Source organism: Paenibacillus sp. GM2FR (assembly GCF_002803325.1).
Lineage (GTDB): Bacteria > Bacillota > Bacilli > Paenibacillales > Paenibacillaceae > Paenibacillus_AQ > Paenibacillus_AQ lautus.
The window spans coordinates 2,365,140-2,384,475 of record NZ_MKZM01000008.1; the positions used below are offsets into that span (position 1 = coordinate 2,365,140).

The following is a 19,336-nucleotide window of genomic DNA, read 5'->3' on the forward strand; positions in this document are numbered from 1 at the left end:
CAGAAAGACATACCATGTACGCTTGTTCAGCCGCCATCTCCTCCCTCGTGTCGAAATAAAGCGTCCACTTTGATTATAACATCAATCACAGCCCAGAATTATCCAATATCCAAAGTGTGGCTATATTTTCACCTTGTACCAGCCAGCTTCTCCTAAGAAATCAGACCTTGTCAATCCATCTTCACCTAACAAGCATCGGTAGTTCGTTACCGTTCCATCATGAGTTATGATAAAGACCCTCTTTGCACACAACCCTTGAATCCACCTCATCAGTCGCAATCCAAGTGGTGCGAATGCGGATTCAGACAGCGTATTAATTCCCGAATTCCATAATTCCGGATGATCCTTTTCCAATACGTCAAAATCTGAATGCTCGGTTACAATCAAATCAAGTGGATAGTGGATATCACATTTCAACACAAAGGCTTCGGGGTTTGAGGGCATCGGAAACATTCGTGGTCCTACAAGTGGAGTCACGTATTTCTTCGCCGAGTTCAATCCACATGTAACTATATTGGTGGTCTCGATTGTTCTTAATGTTGGGCTGGAGATAAACACATCCTCTTGATGAAATGAGAATTCTGACCTCAGTTTAGCTACCTGCTCACGGCCTTTTTCGGTCAAGTGGGGATTCACTGTATTCAGTCTGTCAGGGATGTCTGTATTATGTAAGCCTTGTCCATGACGAATAAAAATAATGTCCAATATCCAACACCCCTTCCTATCCTCCCATCAGGAGGATTACTGGAAATCGTCAATCAACGATATTCCTTTTAGAATCCGCATCCTGCTATCTCTTAAAAAATCACGGGTCCAACCATCTGGTTGACTTAAATCCCAGCTCCGGTGCATACCGACAACGACGATAATTTCACGCAGTCTCAGGAAAAGCTTCAGCTGATCCTTCCAGCCCTCAGGCATTTGACGGCCATCCTCTGTATAGCCTCGCTCGAAATGCTTCATGAAAAGTTCGTACTGCACCTTACGTTCAGCCTTCGAATCTTCCCCGAATACGTAGAGCAAATAATAAAGCTGGATGGCAATGTCTTCGACATACCAACTGTACTGGCATTCGTCGAAGTCGAAGAGCGTTATTTCCCCTGATTCATCAACCATGAAATTTCCTACATTGATATCTCCGTGTATCAAACCGAAATTATCAGTCGTAATACGGAGACTGGCCAAATGTGGCTTAAGTTCATCAAGCGCAAAAAGAATGGGTAGATGCTCAGTCGGTATATAATTTCCGGCCTGTAAGAGGTATTCATTGCATTCCCATGTGTGTCTGCTTGCCTTAGGTTTGTAACGCTTTGACAGTTCGTGGAGACGACCAGTCAGGCGTCCGCATTGTTCGTAAAGTATGGAATTACCTAGGCATTCTGGGTATCCGATTTTACGGCCAGGTGCATATCTGAAGGAGGTCACGTAGAAATCAATAGAATTTCCTTGGATTCGTTCGAAGTCCTTTCCATTAACCGAAGCTACCGAGTCTGAGACAGCCAAACCATTCTCTGATAGATAACGAATCCACTCTATTTCAGCCGCAAGTCCTTCCCCTGTGCGATGAGTGCTCGGCGTGAAACGGAGGATATATTTCACATGATTGCGATTGTAGGAATAAATAAAGTTCTGAAAACCTCCAATCAAAGTCAGCTCCTCGGGACTAACTCCAAACCGTGCTGCGCCTTCAATGGCATGTTCGTCCAAGAACATTAATTTTATGTTTGGGTCCATACGCCCTCCAGTCATTCTAATCCATATTCTTATGATTCATAATAACATCATATATAAATTTGGCTATCCAATTCGGTATGGTTTGCTGGGAAAGCCACGTTTCTTCGAACTCCACGCAATAATCAATGCAATGAGCAGCAGAATCAACAGCACTCCCGGAAACGACTTGACTCCAATAAACTCCAGCAAAGCGCCGCCGACAAGCCCACCACCGGCGATGGCTAGATTCCAGACAGTAGTATTGATTGGCATTACGATGTCCACACCTTCTTCACCACTTGCATCGGCAAGCGCTGTTTGCAGTATGGTTGCGGCACCGCCGAAGGTAAATCCCCATAATGCCACGGCCGCATAAACGACGAATGCCGATGTGACGCCCGTCCATAGTGCTGCGGCTGCTAGCAGGAAGCCCAACAGACTAAGTAGTACAAGCAGGCGCAGGTGTCGATCTATCAACAGACCCACAATCCAGATCGAGATCAGTGCGAATGCTCCAAATACAAGCAAGACCAGATCAACACGCCCAGCCAGTCCCAAAGGCTCAAGAAACGGCGCGATATACGTATATAAAATATTGTGTGCCAGCATCCACGTCAGCACCACCATAAGAATCGGACGGATGCCGGGCATAACAATTACTTGACGGATTGTCATACGTTGATGTGCAGGCTGCCCGGGATAGTCCGGAACCTGCCACACAACCCATCCAATTAATGCGAGAGTCAGAAGCGACATGAGTCCGAATACAAGGCGCCAACCGATCAGGTCACCGAGCAAGGTGCCAACCGGCACGCCTAATGTAAGAGCAATCGGAGTCCCGACCATCGCGACTGCCAAGGCACGACCTCTTAAAGCATCCGGAACCATACGTCGTGCGTATCCGGCGATCATCCCCCATGCGGCACCGGCAGATACACCGGCGAAAAATCGAGCGACCAGTGTTAATACATAGCTGCTTGACAGTGCGGTCATCGAGTTGAAGATGAAAAAACCTGCAATAATGGCTAGCAGAAGCGGACGTCGCCGCATCCCACCGGTAAAGATGGCAAACGGAATTGCCGCTACGATGGAACCCAAAGCATAAGAAGTAACGAGTTGTCCGGCCATCCCTGTTGTAATATTCAAACCTCCCGCGATATGCGGCAGTAAACCGGCCGGAATGGTTTCTGTAAAAATACAAATAAAACCTGTCATCGCAAGCGCGAGCAGTGCCAACCAAGGAAGCCTGGCGGGCATATTGGCCGTTTGTGCCGTACCCGTAGAAGATGATAAATGAGACAAAATAGTTTCCCCCTCTAGAAAATTTAATTATGGATCGATCATTCCATATATTAAATTTATTCCTTCTCCCTTGTCAAGGACTTCTGGATCGATTAGTATAGAATTAATAAAGGGGGGCATTTATATGGCACGAACGGGACGTCCACGCGCTTTTAACCGTGACGAGGCAGTTGCTGCCGCCATGCTTCTGTTCTGGGAACACGGCTATGAATCCACTTCGCTTGCTCAGTTACGAGCTGCCATGGGCGATATATCTGCTGCGAGTTTCTATGCCGCTTTCGAATCAAAAGAATCCCTGTTCCGAGAAGTGATGGATCAATATATCTCGACGTATGGACAAGTTTCTGAAAGTTTCAGGGATACAAGTCTGACATCCAAAACGGCCATCGAGCAAGGGCTACGACAATCGGCTCGAATGCAAACAGAAAGTTCCCATCCTCTCGGTTGTCTGTTGATTTTGTCCGCTGTGAACTGTTCACCCGAGCAACAACACATCCGAGAGATGCTTGCCAAGGAACGAGCAAGGGTCAACGGTTGGCTAAAGGGTTGTATAGAGCGGGCCGTAGTCAATGGAGAGCTGCCGGGTTCAACGGATATCCCCATGCTGGTAACCTTATTCGAAACCTTTCTGCAAGGCATTTCGACACAAGCCCGGGACGGTGTTTCATACGAAGCCCTGGATGCAGCCATTACTCAACTGATGAGTGTATGGGATGCATTATCGACGAAGTCAGGCTAACGCGGCCATCATTAAACCATAAAGTAAATGAACAAAAAACCTGCTAGCCATGGCTAGCAGGTTTTGCTCTAACAATACTTCCCCTATTACTGAATAACCGGTCTGCTTTCTAGTATGTATCGCATCGGGTTCCGCAGGTACTTACCAGTGACTCCTTCGAGCCTTCGAGCAGCGTAATCAGTTTTTGCAAGAGTACAGGCTCTTCCTTTTGGAACTCATCGAACCGGAGCCTCAGCCGTTCAAACATTTCTTTATCTTCGCGAATTTCATGACGAATGTACTGATCCCTCAGCTTCATCGCCCTTTTGGCGATATCCTTGTAGCCAGCCACAAGCTCTTCATCATACGGGATGATCCCCTCATCCACCAAGTATCCAATCCGTTCGCTCATCATCTTTTTGTGCTCCCAGAGCACATGAAGATGTCTTACATCGTTACGGTCACCGAGCCGGGAATCGTTACCCTCTACGGCATCATAGTACAATCGCAAATAGTCGTATACCTTGATTCCGAAAGCTTCCTCGTTGTCCGAATTGTAATTGATCCGGTTGAGATGGGTCTCTCCGTTTAGATAATCGCGCAGCTGGTCAATCGCGGCCGTTTTATCAAAAGGATATGGAGAATGCGGCTCATATTTATAAAAGTATGTATGATGATCGGCCGTGAGCTTCTCCTTTAGTAGATGCCTCATGGACTGAACGGCGTCCTGGAACTCCCGGAACGGGATCTGCAAATTGCGGTACACTCCCGTATGGTCGAACATCGACGCATAGAAGACTCTCTCGTCCCAGTCGAAACCGTATAGAAAAAGATGATGAGGAAACGGTTCTTTCAGATAGGAGGCCGCCGGCGATAGCCTGGCTTCATCCAAAAACACAACGCAATAATAGCCGTTTCGGATCTGATCCGCGAAAAATTTCGGCCAAGCGTCCAATGCCAAACTCTCCAGAATCGTATAATTGACCGAGCACGTGAGTAGAAACGGGTTGTTGAAATTCAGTTCGTTGGGCTTGCCCCGAAAAAAATCGACATAGTACTGCCTGCCGTCCTCCAGAAAGTTTTTTTTGCAGAACAACTGGATAAAATTGCTGTAATACCAAGGCATCGTTTCTTCGTGGATGCTGGTGATCGAGAGTGTGTAAGCCCACCGCAAAAATCCTTTAAGCGGCGGGTTCACCACCGGAAGCTGAAACGCGTTCATCTGATTCTCCCCTTTCTGACAAGTGATCCGGAATCGTGGCCAGCCGTGTTCCTGTGATTGAGCCCGACAGATTTATTCTTTTTCTTCGATGCAAGGATGCAAACTCGGCGTTCAGCCCCACCAAGCGACTGGCTTAACTGCTCGCGCTGCTGTATCCTTTTACAGCCTGCTTCCAGAGCAGTCGTACAGCTGCGAAGAGCAGAAGCGACGCGGCCAGTGCGAGCCCCGCATGTAGCCAGTTGAGCTGCTCAAGCAGAAACATCGGTCCGAAATTGGTAATGAGGAATAGAGGAATAACAAAGGTTCCGATTCGCCGGACCCAGGCTGGGTAAATAGCCATGGGGAAATTGTTGGCGTCCCAGATGGAATGGGCGATCTCCGACACAGAACCCGTCTGGACGAACCAGAATGAAAGCAGCGCCGGGATAATCATCAGGCAGTATGTGATGACAACGGAGACGAGCAGCAGCAGGGCAAATCCCGCGAGCTGCAGTAACGTCAGAGGAATATCCATCGCATGCCAGCCGATTACGACCATGACGAACCCAACCAGAATATCGGGGATCGGCAGCGCCAAATCGACGTAACGCAAGGAAGCCATGAATTGAAGGGATACCGGCTTTGTCAGCATTAAATCAAGCGAACCGTCCTTAATGTATTCCGGAATTTTCATGAAGTTTGTAAAAAACAGGCCAACATAAATTCCGGTCACCACCGTATGCATGCCTATAAATAGAAGCAGCCCTTCCGGCGGTATGCCATCTACATGAAGATCGGTGCGGAACACGACGAGCACATATAACAGCTTGGCAAGCAGGTAGACGGATTCGACCAGCAGGCTCATCATGAAATTGCCCCGAAACTCCATTTGGGCGATGAGACAATTTTTGATGAATAAACCGTACAGCCGCATGTATTTCCTCGCAATTTTAAACATATGCAACGTCCGCTACCCCCCTACCGCCGAATATTTCTTCATGGAAACGCGCCATGTCAGCCTGGATAACCAGAAGAACAGCAGAATCCACCCACACTGGATAAGCAGTCCTTGGTACATAGCCGCTGTTTCCGCTTTGCCGCTGAGGATATTGACCGGAAAATAAATCGTATATGGAAATGGCGTGTACTGAAGTGCCTTCACAACCGACTCCCCGAAAATCTCCAGCGGAAACATCCCTCCGCTCAAAATATTGACGAGCAGGCTTGTAATGACAAAAAAATACGAGATCTCATGCAGGTAAAAGGCGCTCGCACAGATGCAGTAAGCGATCAGGAAATTGAGCAGAAGTGCCCCCGATAGCGTGACCGCGAACAAAAACAGGCGTATAGCCTGGAACTCGAGCACGCCACCGGCAGACGCGAACCCAATAATCCCGATGAGCAGTAAAGCCGTAATCCCGTAATAGATCGCCTTCTGGCCGAAAAAAGATACCAGCCGATACCCAAAATAGCTGATCGGTTTGATCAAATACTTGTTGAGACCACCGTTTTTGATATCGTCGGCAATCTGGTGCTCGAACTGGGTAGCAATCAGCTTGGACACCAATCCCGCCAAGATCGTATACAAAATAATTTGACCGTACGAATACGAGAACAACGCATCCTGACCGGAATGACGATACACCGCCGTCCAGATGAAATACTGGACCAGAATCGGAAACGTGGCCCCCAGAAGACCGAGAAAGAAGTGAAAACGGTATTCCATCGAATGCTGAACGCCCATTGAAAAAATAGCCCTATACAATTTGCCTCTGTTCATCCGACGGATTCCTTGCGGTAGAGCATCGAAATACTCTCCTCGATCGCCACGTCCTCTATTGTCCAGTCCACGATCGGAAACGAATCGAGCACGGCACGCGACACTTCCTTCAAGCGGTACTTAGGCAGCTCCAAAACCGCGTTGTAGTCGTCTGCGCTGACGATTTTTCCGAATTTGGCCAACCGCTGCTCGGCAACGGGTTCGGAGAACTGCAGCCTTATCACTTTGTTCTCGCCAAATAGATCATTGATTTTATGAAGGTCACCGTCATACAGAATACTGCCTTCATTAATGATGATCGTCCGCTTGCACAGGTCCTCCACATCCTTCATGTAGTGACTCGTCAGCAGAATCGTCGCACCGAATTGTTCGTTGTAATATTTCAGAAACTCCCTGACCTTCTTCTGGGAAGGGAAGTCGAGGCCAATCGTCGGCTCATCGAGATAAAGCAGCTTAGGCCGGTGGATCAGAGCGGCGATGAGCTCCATTTTCATCCGCTCCCCCAGGGACAGCCGACGCACCTGCACGTCCAGAAGGTCCTGTACATCGAGCATTTCCGATAGCTCGGCAAGACTCCGGCGGTAGAGATCATCGTCCACGTCATAAATACATTTGTTCAAATAAATCGACTCGCTGGCGGGAAGGTCCCACCAAAGCTGGTTTTTCTGGCCCATCACAATGGAGAAAAGCCGTTTGAACTCGTTCTTTCGCTCCCATGGCACATAGCCGAGTACATTGGCTTCCCCGCTCGTGGGATATAAAATGCCCGATAACATCTTGAGCGTTGTGGTCTTGCCCGCCCCGTTGGGCCCGAGAAATCCAATGCATTCGCCGGGACCGATATCGAAGGAAACGGATTTAACCGCTTCCTTCACCAGTGACTTGCGGGCAAACAAATTTTTTAATGAATTTTTGAGCCCGGCTTCTTTCCGATAATACACAAACGATTTGTGCAGCTCCCGCACACGGATATAGTCCATCTCCGATCCTCCCGAACGTTTGCCTGATTCGCCTGTTTGAACGGCATAAAGTTTAAACGCTTAAACTCCATTGTTATAAAGCAGCACGCATTTCGAGCAAATCGGCATCAGACCGCACGCCAGAACCTCACGCTGTTTCTGAAGATCTTCGCCGTGGAAAATATCCGCCACACTATCTTCATACAAATTGCCGACACTGAATTCCGGAAAAAATTTGCACGGATTCACTTTCCCGTCCGGCATCACGTCCATCCGGTTCGAGATCGAGAAACACTTCGTCCGGTTCATGGCCGGCTTCTCGCTTCCCCGGATAAACCCTTCCACCTCTTCAGGCTCCAGCGCAGGCTGATAGCGTATCCGTACATTCCATACCCGTGAATTGACGCGTTTCAACTCTTCGATCAACGTGTCGAAATGGTCCGGTGAGATGTGGAACGTGAAAGAGTGCCAGCTGTTCTTGTGGTCGTCCGCAAAGCGGGAGGCAAGGTGCGGGAAATGGGCATCGAAGTAGGCGTCCATTTTCTCCGCCGTACCGGAAGGGATGTACCAAGGGAAGCAGAAGTATACGGAATCTACGCCCATCTCTTCGAAGAATTCCATAAAGCTGTAAAGCTGGCCGACCATCTGGTCATTTACCGTTAGAGCTACAGACACTTTGCCTTTGTACAGGCCCTGCTTTTGCAGATCCAGCAGCAGCTGTATGGCGTGGATCACTTTCTTGAACGTGCCTTTGCCTCTTATCGCGTCATTCTCTTTTTCGAAGCCTTCCAGGCTGACCAGCATGACCAGATTTTCCGACATTTTCAGAATGGAATCCAACTTTTGTTCTATGAGAATCGCATTCGTACAAATGGTTGTATACCGATCTTCTCTGGCCAGCAGCTCCGCCAGTTCATCGAACTTGGAGTAGAACAGCGGCTCCCCGCCCCACAGGAACACGCGCGATTTGCGTTCTCTTGTTTCGGCAAGAAGCTTCTCCACGACAGGAATCTCGATTTCGTCGTTCTTTACTTCTTTGGCGAAGCCGTGATGAAAGCCTTCCGGATTCCATTCAAAGCAGTGCTTACAGCGAAGATTGCAGCCGTTATTGAGCTTGATCCCGATCTCATAGGGCACGGGGGCAGCATAAGTCGGATCCTCCTTGAGCTTCCTTCCTGTTTCCGCAAGCGGCACCAGGGTTCTTTTCATATTACGGAACGTCAGTTGGTCAAACGTAACTGCTGTTTTCGGCTGCATAGGTGTTCCTCCCAAAATGGTTAATTTTTGATCGCTGCTCCAGTAAACGTCTGCAAATCTCCTGCAGCAAAGGTTTGGAAAAAGCCTGGGCTTTCCACTCCGCAAACCGGATACCGAAACCACAGGATTCCCAATAGGTTGAATTATGAAGCTCATGGTCGCCGAACGGTTCCAGCATGACAAATGGGATTCCGAACGACAGCGAGTCGTTCAGGGTCGCTCCCCCCGGCTTGCTGATGATGGCTGCGCAATTTCGCATCAGATCCGTGTAAACGGAGTAATCCCCGAGCGGAAACTCCCGCAGCACGCCGTCTTCACGGACATAACGGGCCATCGGCGGAAATGTGTGACGCCCCTGCTCGTTCTTGCTCCACGGATCCCAAGATCCCTCCGTTCCGAAGTAGCGCGTAACCCCGTCGTCCTCCTCCACCTCGGAGGGATCGTAGACGATCACATCAAGGCTGTGGCCGAGCTTACGAAGTTCTGAGATCGTCCCGGCATAGGTCCCGATCCCCCAGCCACCGCCATGGATCAGAATGCGTCCGGTACGCTGCGTATAAGGCAGCGGCTCCGCTTCGTCCGAAGCAAGGTAACTGCCCGGGGACAGCTTTGAGGGCTCGTAGAACCAGACGTTCTCGTAGCCTAGATATAACCGCTTGTGCACCTTATAAGACGGTGTATCACTCGCATCCAACCGAATCAGCCGGATGTCCAGGGGGATGCCGGCAGCTGCCTTATAACGTTCCAGGATTGGCAGCCAGAAGCCCGTAAACACTGCAAAGCGAGAGATACCTGCCTGCCTCCAGTCGTCCAGCATACTCCGAACCGCTTCCTCGTCCAGGGAAGAGTCAACGGGCTTGGCCAGTTTATGCCCCATACGGGCTACGGAGAAATCCGCATGGAATGCTTTTTTGGTGGAACGTATTTTGTGCCGGACTTCTTCGTGGTACAGATTTTCCAGAACGTAAACGTCTGCTCCGATACCTCTGCCTTGCAGGTACGTTTGCAGATGCATAGCCGGAATGTATGCGCCGAGCGAATTCCCCGACGCCAGCAAGGTAACCGAAGATGAATTCATGCGTGAGCCCCCGAGTTCCAGATTTAGTTGTAAACTTTAACGGACAAGTCGGCGAGCATCTGACGCAGGCTTTTGACCAGCTCGCAGCGATGTCCGTCGTCACGTCCCAGCACAGCTGCATACAGCCGTCCCTTCGGCATCCCCCGTTTGTTCTGTGTTCCTTCGGCGATACGGCGTCGGGTTAGAATCTCGTTCACCATGACGGTATTGGATGATAGCGGCACGATCCCGTAATCCCCGGGTGCTGCCAGCAGAAGACCGGTTTCGCGTAAAGCTTGCAGGAGTTTCCCGAAAGTGAACCCTTCGGGAAGACCGAGAGACAAAAACGTAAGCCATCCGGTATGGCCGTATGGTTCCCACCATGTATTGAGATACGCGTTAATCAGTCCCATGGACTTGCGGGCGTTGATCTCCACGATGGATGCGACTTCTCCGTCCTCCAGCATCATGGAGTCGAAGCAGACGAAGCCGTGGTAGCCGTCCTCGACCAGAGCCCGGAGCGCTTTCTCCATCACGGTAAAATAGCCGGCGTTCTCCAGCATCCCGTTAAAAGCTTCATCGGCTTGGATAGACCCGCTGTAATTTTGCTGGTGATTCATCATCCGCTGAACGGAGATGAACTCCTTCTCACCGTTCTCCCGGATGAACCAGTGAGAACTGAAATCGGTCACTTTCGGCAGCAGGGGCTCCAGCAGAAATTGAACGCGCAATCCGCTTCCCTCCTGTTTATGCAGGTGTTCTGCGATCCTTCGCTGCATGGCTTCACTGTCGATGAACAGGTTGCCCTTGCCCGAAACACCGAAGGGGTCTTTCATCAGGTATGGCCCCCGCTTCAGAAGCGTAGTTCCGATCGCCTCCATTTCCGCAGCGCTGTTTGCCTCCATGCCGTAGCGCTTCTCGCCGATTCTGGCCAGGAGTCGGCTCGAGTATATCTTGGAGTTAACACGTACAACCGTCTCCACGTCCGGCAAAGGTCCAAACGGTCCGGCGGCACGGAGGTAAGTTTCCGTTTCTGTTGTAATGGCGTACGGAGATAGAATGTTTGCGACGTGGGTGAACAACGCTTCATCCGGTGATTGTGTTTGGCGCAAACGGTTTGCGGCATTCCTGGAAGAGATTGGGTCCGGCAAGACCGCACCCTCAGAATAACCGGCACCGGCTGTCTGCAGCGTTCTGTTTGCCGGTATTAGCTTTTGGGCTTGTTCGGCTGCAAGGCTGAACATGCACCGCTTGAAATCGTCCGATTCCGGTAAAGGCTTATTCTCATCGTTCAAATCATAGTGATAACGGGTCCGAAAAGAAAAGCCCAACCCGTTTAGGTATTCGTGCTGCGCCGGATCGATTTTGCAACGACTGTAAAGGACATCGTCCGGACCGCAAAATGGAAAAAGCAGCTCGTCCATGCATAGGACAATCGATTCTCGGTCCTTATCGGGCATAGCGGGCAGCCGGGCCAGATTCGGATCCCTCCAACGTGTTTCGGGATCGAAGGTACCCATCACGATTTTCGGAATCACGCCGGCTTCATTGCTTGACATCTTCATACAAAGGCTGCTCCTGCGATTGGCAGCTTTTCAGAAAAGTGATAAATGAGTCGATCGACTGGAGATGTTCGTAATCGAATTGGTCATAGTCAATGACCACGTTTAACTGATCTTCGACTTTGAGCATAAACTGGATCATTTGCAGTGAATCGAGGCCTATATCGTTGTTTAGATCCGTTTCGGGGGACAGGACTTGGCGGAGTTCCGGTTGGTCTTCTTTGATAGAGCACAAAATGTCTACGATTTTATCGTACATGACTACACTCCTTTAAAAGGTTAATATACGAGGTACAACCGAATCCTTACGTTTAGAAATTCCATTATTCGAATAAAAAACGCCTTAAACATTTCCCTCCTTTTTCCATAGTTACAATTATTATCTTCTTGGTGTTAAAATCTGTCAACAATAAATATAACATGATTCTATAGAGCGAAAATTGTCAGAATTGTCTTACGAAAAAAGGAGCCGTAACCTCAAAAGGTCACTAGCTCCTTGTACTCAAGACATGGCCATATGCGTTATGGTTCCGCGCAACACCTAGGATCCTTAGTATAAGCTTCCACACTTCGTTCGGTATGTCCATTCTCCGTCGATCTTTAATGAAAGGATCGCCTGGATATTCAGCCTCGCTTGCTTTAAGTGGATAAACTCCCATTTTGTCGAGGCTTGGAAGCATTAATCCGGTATGGCTTCTTGTTCGTTCTGCAGCGGCATGCCTGCTTCAACCAATCGCTTGTTGCGAGCGAAGAACACAGTAAGTACGAGCATAAACAGTCCGGTACCGACCAGCAGCCATTCGATTTTGACCACGTCGGCAAGAGGTCCGAATATCAGCATCCCGATGGGCATCATGGAAGTCGAGATCATCCCGAAGACACCGAATATACGTCCCAGATAATTTTCGTCCACCTTCTCCTGCAGCATGACGGTCGTCGGCGTATTAAATATGGGCATCGCAACTCCGAACACAGCCATGATGGCTAAATAAATCCAGAATACAGGTACAATGCCAAGCGCAAAAGTGGACAAGGCCATGATGAAGCTGGCGATAGCCATCGTGTACACTTTATTTTTGAAGCCGCCCCATGACGCGATGATCCCTCCTCCGGCCATCATGCCAACGGAAAACGCGATCTCGATTGCCGTCAAGCGCCAAACATCGTCACCGAAGCTGCGGGTAACCTGCAGCGGAGTCAGAAAGGCAGCAGGTGCCATGAGCACGAAGAAAAAAGCGAAGAAGATAAAAAATGATTTTAAAAAGGCATGCCGTTTTATGTACACCAAGCCCTCCTTGAAGTCGTCCAGATAGCCTGTACTTTGCGTGTCAGATGCCTTTTTGTGCAGCGGAATTTTGAGAAAGACAAACAAGGTAAAGATCGCGATCGCAGCCGTAACGACGTCGATGAAAAAAATCACTTCGATCGTTGCCATGGTAAGCAAACCCGCGCTGACGATGGGCGCTACGAACATGGTGAGTGCTTGTAGGCTGCCGTTGATGCCGTTTACTTTCGTTAGCTTTTCTTGAGGCACGATTTGAGGCAATATCGCCCCGACCGCTGGTGTCTGAATGCCTGCTCCGAGTGCGCGTACGGCAGAGATGATAAACAGCAGCCAAACCGCTTGGTAGCCAAGCATAAATGTAATGGCCAAAATGAGTGTAACCACCGCGATCATCGCATCCGCAATCATAATGAGCGATTTACGATTGAAGCGATCCGCCCATACCCCCGCAAACGGCGACAGCAGGAACGTCGGAATGAATCCGCAAATAATATACAGCGTCATCATGATGCCTGACTGTGTAGTCAGCGTAATGTACCACATGATAGCATATTGCACCAAGGCGGAACCAAACAGCGAGAGGGTCTGGCTGCTTAAGAAGAGAATGATGTTCCTCTTCCAGTGGATTTTCTTATCACCTTCGACTTCTGACATCGTCCCAACCCTTTCATGATAAATCTCCCTTACTCGAATTACACTCATTATACCTTAAAATGAAATGCGATATTTCTTCTTGATTGCTCATTTTGCGTCCGTCATAGCGGACGATCCAATGACCTATGTTCTGCTCCTCTGGATACAATTCCGGTGTATCTATTTTGATTCAAAATAGATGGGGTTTGTCACAACCGCCATCGACATGCCATCCGCCTGTTTGAAACTCCGCCAAATTTCTGCTCGTAAAAATCTTCTTTGTTTGGCGTTAAACGTAAGTATAACTCCCCCGACCGAGTCAGCAGAAGTTTCTTCCTCTAAACCGCGCTCGCTGTATAGGCGAATCAGATCGCCTGCAAGCAAATCATCCAACTGAACGACCACCTGTTGATCGGCTTGCTCATAAGGGACTTGATCTCCAATCCCGTACTCACCGCACTGAAGGTTGGCAAAAGGTCCGTCAGGCGAATAGGTCATCACGACATGACCTCCCTCAATGCCTTTCAGCACGCCCTCCACCGTTCTTTCATCGGTCCAAACCCATACGCATGGCATTGCATGCTTCACATATGTATCCGGACGATGGACATCGCTTCCGCCTACAGCTACCAGGCGTCTCCCTGAGGCGAGCTGCTCCTGCCACCAAAAAAGCGCGCGTCTGTTGCGCTCTCCCCATGGCCCGTTCCAAATTTCCACCCAGTCGTAATCCACTTCGAAATCCCATTCCCAAGGGCAGTTATCGCAGTGCGTATGATTCAGTACGATCTTGGCCCCCCGCTCGCGAGCGACTCGAAACTTCTCATGCACATCGGATATCTCCGAGACACGGAAATCATCCATGGGGTTCTTTACGCCGAGAAAATTACTGTGGCCAAAATTCGTCGTAAACTCCGTACCCGGTATCATAAGTACCGAAGTCCCGCGCGGATACGCAAGGTTTTGGCTGCTTGTATTGTGATCGGTCATGGCAATAAAATCGCAGCCCAGGCTCTCCATAATGGCCGCATTTTCTTCCAGTGTATAAGTGCCGTCACTATGAACGCTATGCGTGTGAAGATCACCCTTCAGCCAACGCGGTGACTTATATGTAAACTCGATTATAATCGAGACCATACAGCCCTCAACGGGCACCTTGTAGGCGTTATGGAGAATGGCCCATTCTCCCGGCGCTAAATGTCCGGGCAGATATCCTGGAGTCGCTTGATTCGGTCCAATATTAAATTCCTGGCGTGCTCCTCCACTCCAGCCTCTTACGCTGTCGCTGTCCCGAACGCCAAGATCAATGACAGCTTTTGCGCTTTCAATGCCATAGGATTCCACCTGATAGCTCACGTGAATTTTTTCGACGTTCTGTGGCATTTGGAATGGAATTTCAATGTACGTACTTTGTTCCGAATGCTCAATAAATCGTTGGAAAGTTGATGAATACACCAACTTGGTTCGTTTTACCATGCAAACTCCTCCTCATTCCTGCTTATTCTTTATTTGCGCCAACAAACATCCCTTTGACGAAATACTTTTGCACATACGGATAAATGATGATAAGCGGAAGCAAGGCAATGACGATGCCCGCCATTCTGACATTGGTCGTGATCATGAAATTGCTCGAGGTCGAATCGCTATCGACAATGAGTGATTTTAACGCTATTTGCAGTGTATATTTGGATGAGTCATTAATGTAAAGGACAGCAGGCGTGAATTGGTTCCAGCGACTAACAAACTCAAACAGGGTGACCGTTGCCAGTCCTGCTCTCGCAAGCGGCAAGTACATCGTAAAGAAAATCCGCGGATCCCCGGCGCCGTCGATTCGGGCCGATTCCGACATCTCGTAGGGAACGCTCAGAAAGAAATTTCGCATGAGCATGACGCTGAAGCCGGAGACGAAACCCGAAAGGATCAGGGAGGTCAGTGTATTAAGGAGTCCTAGATCCTGATTCACGATATACAGCGGAATCATGATAGCCTCACTTGGAATCATCATCGTTAACAGGATCGCGGATAACATCCACTTTTTTCCGGGAAGTCCTTTCTGAATCAGTACATAGCCCGCCATAGAACTTAGGAATACATGACCTATCGTACCGACCAAGGTGACAATGACATTGTTCGAAAAAGCCAAATAGAGCTTCATGCGGCTCCATACCGTGGAGAATCCCTCCAGGCTGAATTCTTTGGGCCACAGTACGATCCCTGGCTGCATGGAAGCAAAATTAGATGAAAATGCAAGGGCAAGTGTATTTATAAACGGAATAATCATGGTCAATATGAGCAGAAGGAGGAAAAGAAAATTGAACGTATCAAAAAACCGGCCTGATAAGCTTATTTTATTCGTTGATTTCATATACCGACTCACCCTTCATCGTAGCGGATAACCGCTCTTGTTGCATACGTAAGTGTGAATGTTGCCATAATCACCAGGAACCCGGCCGCCGTAGCAGGACCAACGCTAAACTCCAATATCCCTTTTTGATAGGTGTACATCATAATGACGTCTACTTTATTTGCAATGGCGCCATTACTCATCACAAATATTTGATCGAACAAGCGCAGGATACCCAATACATTCAGCATAATGACCACTTTCATGGTGGAACGAAGCATCGGAATCGTTACGAAACGGACCTTCTGCCAGCGGCTGGCTCCGTCCATGCTAGCAGCCTCATAAAGCGATGGATTTATGTTTACGATGGCGGCCAAGTACATAATGCAGGTATAACCCATCTCTTTCCAACCTGAGGTAAGGATCATGACGATGCGGGCATAACGGTCTGAAGACAGGAAACCGACCGACTGACCCCCGAAGAGCTGAATGATCTGGTTAACGATGCCGGTGTCCGGGGACAGCAGGAGAATCCACATCCCGCCTACGACGACCCAGGAAAATAAATGAGGTAAATAAACGATCATCTGGGTCATTTTTTTGAACCAGACAGAAGCTACTTCATTTAAGGAGAGCGCAAGGATTAGCGGCAAAATGAAGTTGATGATAAAGCTTCCTGCGCCGATAAAGATGGTATTCTTGAAAACTTCCCAAAAAACCGGGTCCTTCAGCACGCTCAGATAATTATCGAACCCAATAAACGGCCGGTCTCCGATAAGCCGGTAATCTTGAAAGCTGATGACAAGTCCGCGGGCAAGCGGATAAAAGGAAAAGATCAGGAAATAGGCCAAGATTGGGATCATCATATAATATAGGGCTTTGTATTTGAATAAGGCTTTCACGGAAAATCACCACCATGGTTGAAAATAAAGAGGGCGCGGAGTTGTCGCCGCCCCCTCCCCTTAAAGCTTTAATCGATATACCCGCCTGCTTTAAGTTCTTCTCTCATTTTCCTTACGGCATCGGCAGCCGGCAGCTCGCCCATGATCGCTTTGAAGGAATGTTCATTGATAATCTTCTCGGCATTCGACCAATTTGGAGGCGTTAATTCCAAGGAAGCGTATTGATCGACGAGCTCCTGCGCTTCTTGAACGCCTGGCAGTTTACCGAAGGGTGCTTCGACGTTACGGTTATACCAGAAAGGAACGCCGTGATCGGAGGCATGCTCTTTACCGGTCTGAGTCAGCACATACTTGCCGCTGTTGTCAATTGTGTAGTCAACGTCCTTAATGCCCAGGCTGCCTAGGGTAATCCCTTCCTCGGAATGCCACCATTCAATGAATTCAAAGGCTGTTTTCGGATGCTCCGCATTGACAGGAACAACCCATACATCCGGATCGCCCCTTCGCAACATGTGGTTACCGTTCGCATCGGCAGCACCCGGCAAGCCCTTCGCTTCGAATTTCGTATTCGGATCCTGTTCGTGACGCGTGTTGTTCAGCATGCCTACCCAAGCGTCCCAGTACGTAATCATGCCGACACGATCGGTCAGGAACAGGTCGCGCATTTTGCCCGTATCGTTCGTGGTAAAGTTCGGATCAAGAATACCCTCCTTAAAAAGCTTGTTCAGCCATTCATAAACCGGGATGGCCGCATCTGTGGAATACGGCACGTCCAGCTTGCCTTCCGCGGTTTCCACATATCGTTGTTTTAGGCCCGCTGCGCTGAAGAAGCCCTGCAGTTCGTACATGCCGGCCGTACTGAGCCCATACGTGTCTTTTTTTCCGTTGCCGTCCGGATCTTGTTCGGTGAACGCTTTGAGGACATTGTAATAATCTTCCAAAGTTTCAGGCTCGGGCAGGTTTAATTTGTTCAACCAGTCCTTGCGAACGATCGGCATCGTGCCTCCCTGGTACTTGGTGAAAATGCCGTAGATCTCCCCATCTTTTGTCTTGACTTGTTCCCACTCCTTGGCGGGAATGACATTTGGATCCGAGAGTACCTTGGAGCCGGTCACTTGATCGGTCAACGGTGTAAGGATTCCTTGATCAATAAAAGTGGACATTTTCTCTTTGCTGATCTGCAGCAAATCGAACTTTTCCCCGGAAGCGATGGCGGCCAGCAGCTTCTGGTCATAGTCGGCAGCCGGCTTATTCATCGTTACCTTGATGCCGGTTAGGCGTTCGATTTCCTGCTCGAACTGCGTATTCTCTTCAGACGTTTTCCCGCCAATGACGCCCGTCATGATTTTGAGCGTGCGTTCTTCGGCATTCGATGCAGCTTGGGACGCGGCATTGCCGCCTTCCTGTGTACTGCTGCCTGCGTTTGGGGAGCAACCCGCAAGCAGCACGCCGAACAGAGATACAGCCAGGATTGCACTCATGATCTTGTTTCTTTTTACCAAGCTAATCCACTCCTTAATTGTCGTTAAAATAGTACATTGCAGGATTCCCTTACAACCAGCTGTGCAGGTATGATGATTTGCCTGTGGATACGCTTATCGCTTATTTTCTCGAACAAGAGCTTGGCCGCTTCAGCTCCGAGCGTCTCAGCCGACAATTCCACAGATGTAAGCTTTGGATTCATATCCTGAGCCAAAATAGCATCATTGCTGAGAGCGATCACCGATAGCTGTTCGGGCACTTCGATATCCAATTCCCTGGCAGCCCTCAGCACGCCAAGTGCCACTCGATCCGTATCCGTAATGACTGCCGTATAGTTCATGTTTCCATAGGTGTTCATGATCGACATATATCCGTATTCCGTACCGTTGGCATACAGCATGTGGTCATAGTACACCACATACTCTTCACACATCGGTAAACCGTGCTTTCTATAAGCCTCCAACAAGCCATGTCTCCGATCATAGGACACGGTCATATCGGAGGATGCATTCAGGAAAAGCACGGTTTTATGTCCGCCCCGGAGCAAATAATCTCCAACCTGTTGAGCCACGCTTGTATTGTTGTTATCCACGTAGCTGATCGAATCGTCATACGGATCAGATCGCCCTACCAGAACAAGAGGGGTACCCATCGTACGGTACCGTTGGATTCGCAAGTCATTCTTTCGCGGGTTGAGCAGAATGACGCCATCGACAGGATCCTGCGAATATAACGTAGGATCCTCCTGCTCGGGCAAGGTGTCCAGAACTAGGCGGTACCCTTGCTTGGAGCATTCCTGGATGACCCCGTTAATCAGCTGAGTATCGAATGCCGTCATTGTCCCGTCAGGCGGGAGAGGTATTTTGAGGCCGATGCTCATTGTCCTCTTGATTGCCAGACTTCGCGCCAGATGATTGGGGTAATATCCCAGTTCTTGGGCCACCTCTAGTACCCGCTTCGTAACGGGTTGGCTGATAGGTCTTTTTTTGCTAAAGACACTGGATACGGTTCCCTTGGATACTCCAGCCATTCTGGCGACGTCATCAATGGTAGCCATCTATTGTTGTTCCTTTCTTCTTGCAGAGTCTGATGGAAATGCTTGATCATTAAACCGGTTTAATAACCCTACGTGATTGATTGTAAA

18 protein-coding genes are annotated in these 19,336 nt (G+C 49.2%); 1 reads left to right on the plus strand and 17 read right to left on the minus strand.

Translation table 11 applies throughout. The annotated features are described in order from the left end of the window. Positions 1–120 precede the first annotated feature (120 nt). The 3 genes from PAEVO_RS10675 to PAEVO_RS10685 form a co-directional block, all read right to left on the minus strand. Positions 121–705, minus strand: coding sequence for a histidine phosphatase family protein (locus PAEVO_RS10675; protein ID WP_165789652.1), 585 nt, complete (start codon positions 703–705; stop codon positions 121–123). Positions 706–741: 36 nt separating this feature from the next. Continuing rightward, positions 742–1,707 (minus strand): phosphotransferase enzyme family protein, encoded by a 966-nt coding sequence (locus PAEVO_RS10680; protein ID WP_165789653.1) that lies wholly within the window; start codon positions 1,705–1,707, stop codon positions 742–744. A 90-nt stretch (positions 1,708–1,797) separates the two neighbouring features. Continuing rightward, a complete protein-coding gene (locus PAEVO_RS10685) occupies positions 1,798–3,015 on the minus strand; it encodes an MFS transporter (RefSeq protein ID WP_100537518.1) in 1,218 nt (405 codons plus the stop codon). 124 nt (positions 3,016–3,139) lie between these two features. On the opposite strand from PAEVO_RS10685, the gene PAEVO_RS10690 reads away from it, so the two are divergent. Continuing rightward, positions 3,140–3,754 carry a TetR/AcrR family transcriptional regulator gene (locus PAEVO_RS10690; protein ID WP_100537519.1) on the plus strand — a complete coding sequence of 205 codons (615 nt, stop codon included), beginning with the start codon at positions 3,140–3,142 and terminating at the stop codon, positions 3,752–3,754. Positions 3,755–3,863: 109 nt separating this feature from the next. Here the strand turns inward: PAEVO_RS10690 and PAEVO_RS10695 are convergent, their stop codons facing one another. The 14 genes from PAEVO_RS10695 to PAEVO_RS10765 form a co-directional block, all read right to left on the minus strand. Next, positions 3,864–4,955 (minus strand): hypothetical protein, encoded by a 1,092-nt coding sequence (locus PAEVO_RS10695; protein ID WP_100537520.1) that lies wholly within the window; start codon positions 4,953–4,955, stop codon positions 3,864–3,866. A gap of 133 nt (positions 4,956–5,088) precedes the next feature. Continuing rightward, the gene (locus PAEVO_RS10700; RefSeq protein WP_100539414.1) at positions 5,089–5,892 is read right to left on the minus strand and encodes an ABC transporter permease; all 804 of its coding nucleotides are present in this window, start codon (positions 5,890–5,892) and stop codon (positions 5,089–5,091) included. Positions 5,893–5,904: 12 nt separating this feature from the next. Then, complete coding sequence (locus PAEVO_RS10705; protein WP_243390722.1) at positions 5,905–6,678, minus strand: ABC transporter permease; 774 nt, start codon at positions 6,676–6,678, stop codon at positions 5,905–5,907. A gap of 32 nt (positions 6,679–6,710) precedes the next feature. Next, positions 6,711–7,694 carry an ABC transporter ATP-binding protein gene (locus PAEVO_RS10710; protein WP_100537522.1) on the minus strand — a complete coding sequence of 328 codons (984 nt, stop codon included), beginning with the start codon at positions 7,692–7,694 and terminating at the stop codon, positions 6,711–6,713. 60 nt (positions 7,695–7,754) lie between these two features. Continuing rightward, entirely contained in the window at positions 7,755–8,930 is a 1,176-nt protein-coding gene (locus PAEVO_RS10715) for a radical SAM protein (RefSeq protein WP_100537523.1), read from the minus strand. Then, positions 8,902–10,008 (minus strand): glycosyltransferase family protein, encoded by a 1,107-nt coding sequence (locus PAEVO_RS10720; protein WP_100537524.1) that lies wholly within the window; start codon positions 10,006–10,008, stop codon positions 8,902–8,904. The genes PAEVO_RS10715 and PAEVO_RS10720 overlap by 29 nt, the downstream gene beginning before the upstream one ends. Positions 10,009–10,031: 23 nt before the next feature. Continuing rightward, a complete protein-coding gene (locus PAEVO_RS10725; RefSeq protein ID WP_243390723.1) occupies positions 10,032–11,552 on the minus strand; it encodes an ATP-grasp domain-containing protein in 1,521 nt (506 codons plus the stop codon). Beyond that, positions 11,533–11,808 carry an acyl carrier protein gene (locus PAEVO_RS10730; RefSeq protein ID WP_100537525.1) on the minus strand — a complete coding sequence of 92 codons (276 nt, stop codon included), beginning with the start codon at positions 11,806–11,808 and terminating at the stop codon, positions 11,533–11,535. Before PAEVO_RS10730 ends, PAEVO_RS10725 begins: the two co-directional genes overlap by 20 nt. Positions 11,809–12,228: 420 nt before the next feature. Then, the gene (locus tag PAEVO_RS10740) at positions 12,229–13,488 is read right to left on the minus strand and encodes an MFS transporter (RefSeq protein ID WP_100537527.1); all 1,260 of its coding nucleotides are present in this window, start codon (positions 13,486–13,488) and stop codon (positions 12,229–12,231) included. Between the two features lie 159 nt (positions 13,489–13,647). Then, positions 13,648–14,940 (minus strand): CehA/McbA family metallohydrolase, encoded by a 1,293-nt coding sequence (locus tag PAEVO_RS10745; RefSeq protein ID WP_100537528.1) that lies wholly within the window; start codon positions 14,938–14,940, stop codon positions 13,648–13,650. Positions 14,941–14,962: 22 nt separating this feature from the next. Continuing rightward, positions 14,963–15,829 carry a carbohydrate ABC transporter permease gene (locus tag PAEVO_RS10750; RefSeq protein WP_100537529.1) on the minus strand — a complete coding sequence of 289 codons (867 nt, stop codon included), beginning with the start codon at positions 15,827–15,829 and terminating at the stop codon, positions 14,963–14,965. 8 nt (positions 15,830–15,837) lie between these two features. Further along, on the minus strand, positions 15,838–16,671 hold the full coding sequence (locus tag PAEVO_RS10755; protein ID WP_243390724.1) for an ABC transporter permease subunit: 834 nt from the start codon (positions 16,669–16,671) through the stop codon (positions 15,838–15,840). A 107-nt stretch (positions 16,672–16,778) separates the two neighbouring features. Continuing rightward, on the minus strand, positions 16,779–18,212 hold the full coding sequence (locus PAEVO_RS10760; protein WP_100537531.1) for an extracellular solute-binding protein: 1,434 nt from the start codon (positions 18,210–18,212) through the stop codon (positions 16,779–16,781). 23 nt (positions 18,213–18,235) lie between these two features. Next, positions 18,236–19,249, minus strand: a complete 1,014-nt coding sequence (locus PAEVO_RS10765) for a LacI family DNA-binding transcriptional regulator (RefSeq protein WP_100537532.1) — start codon at positions 19,247–19,249, stop codon at positions 18,236–18,238. Positions 19,250–19,336 lie beyond the last annotated feature (87 nt).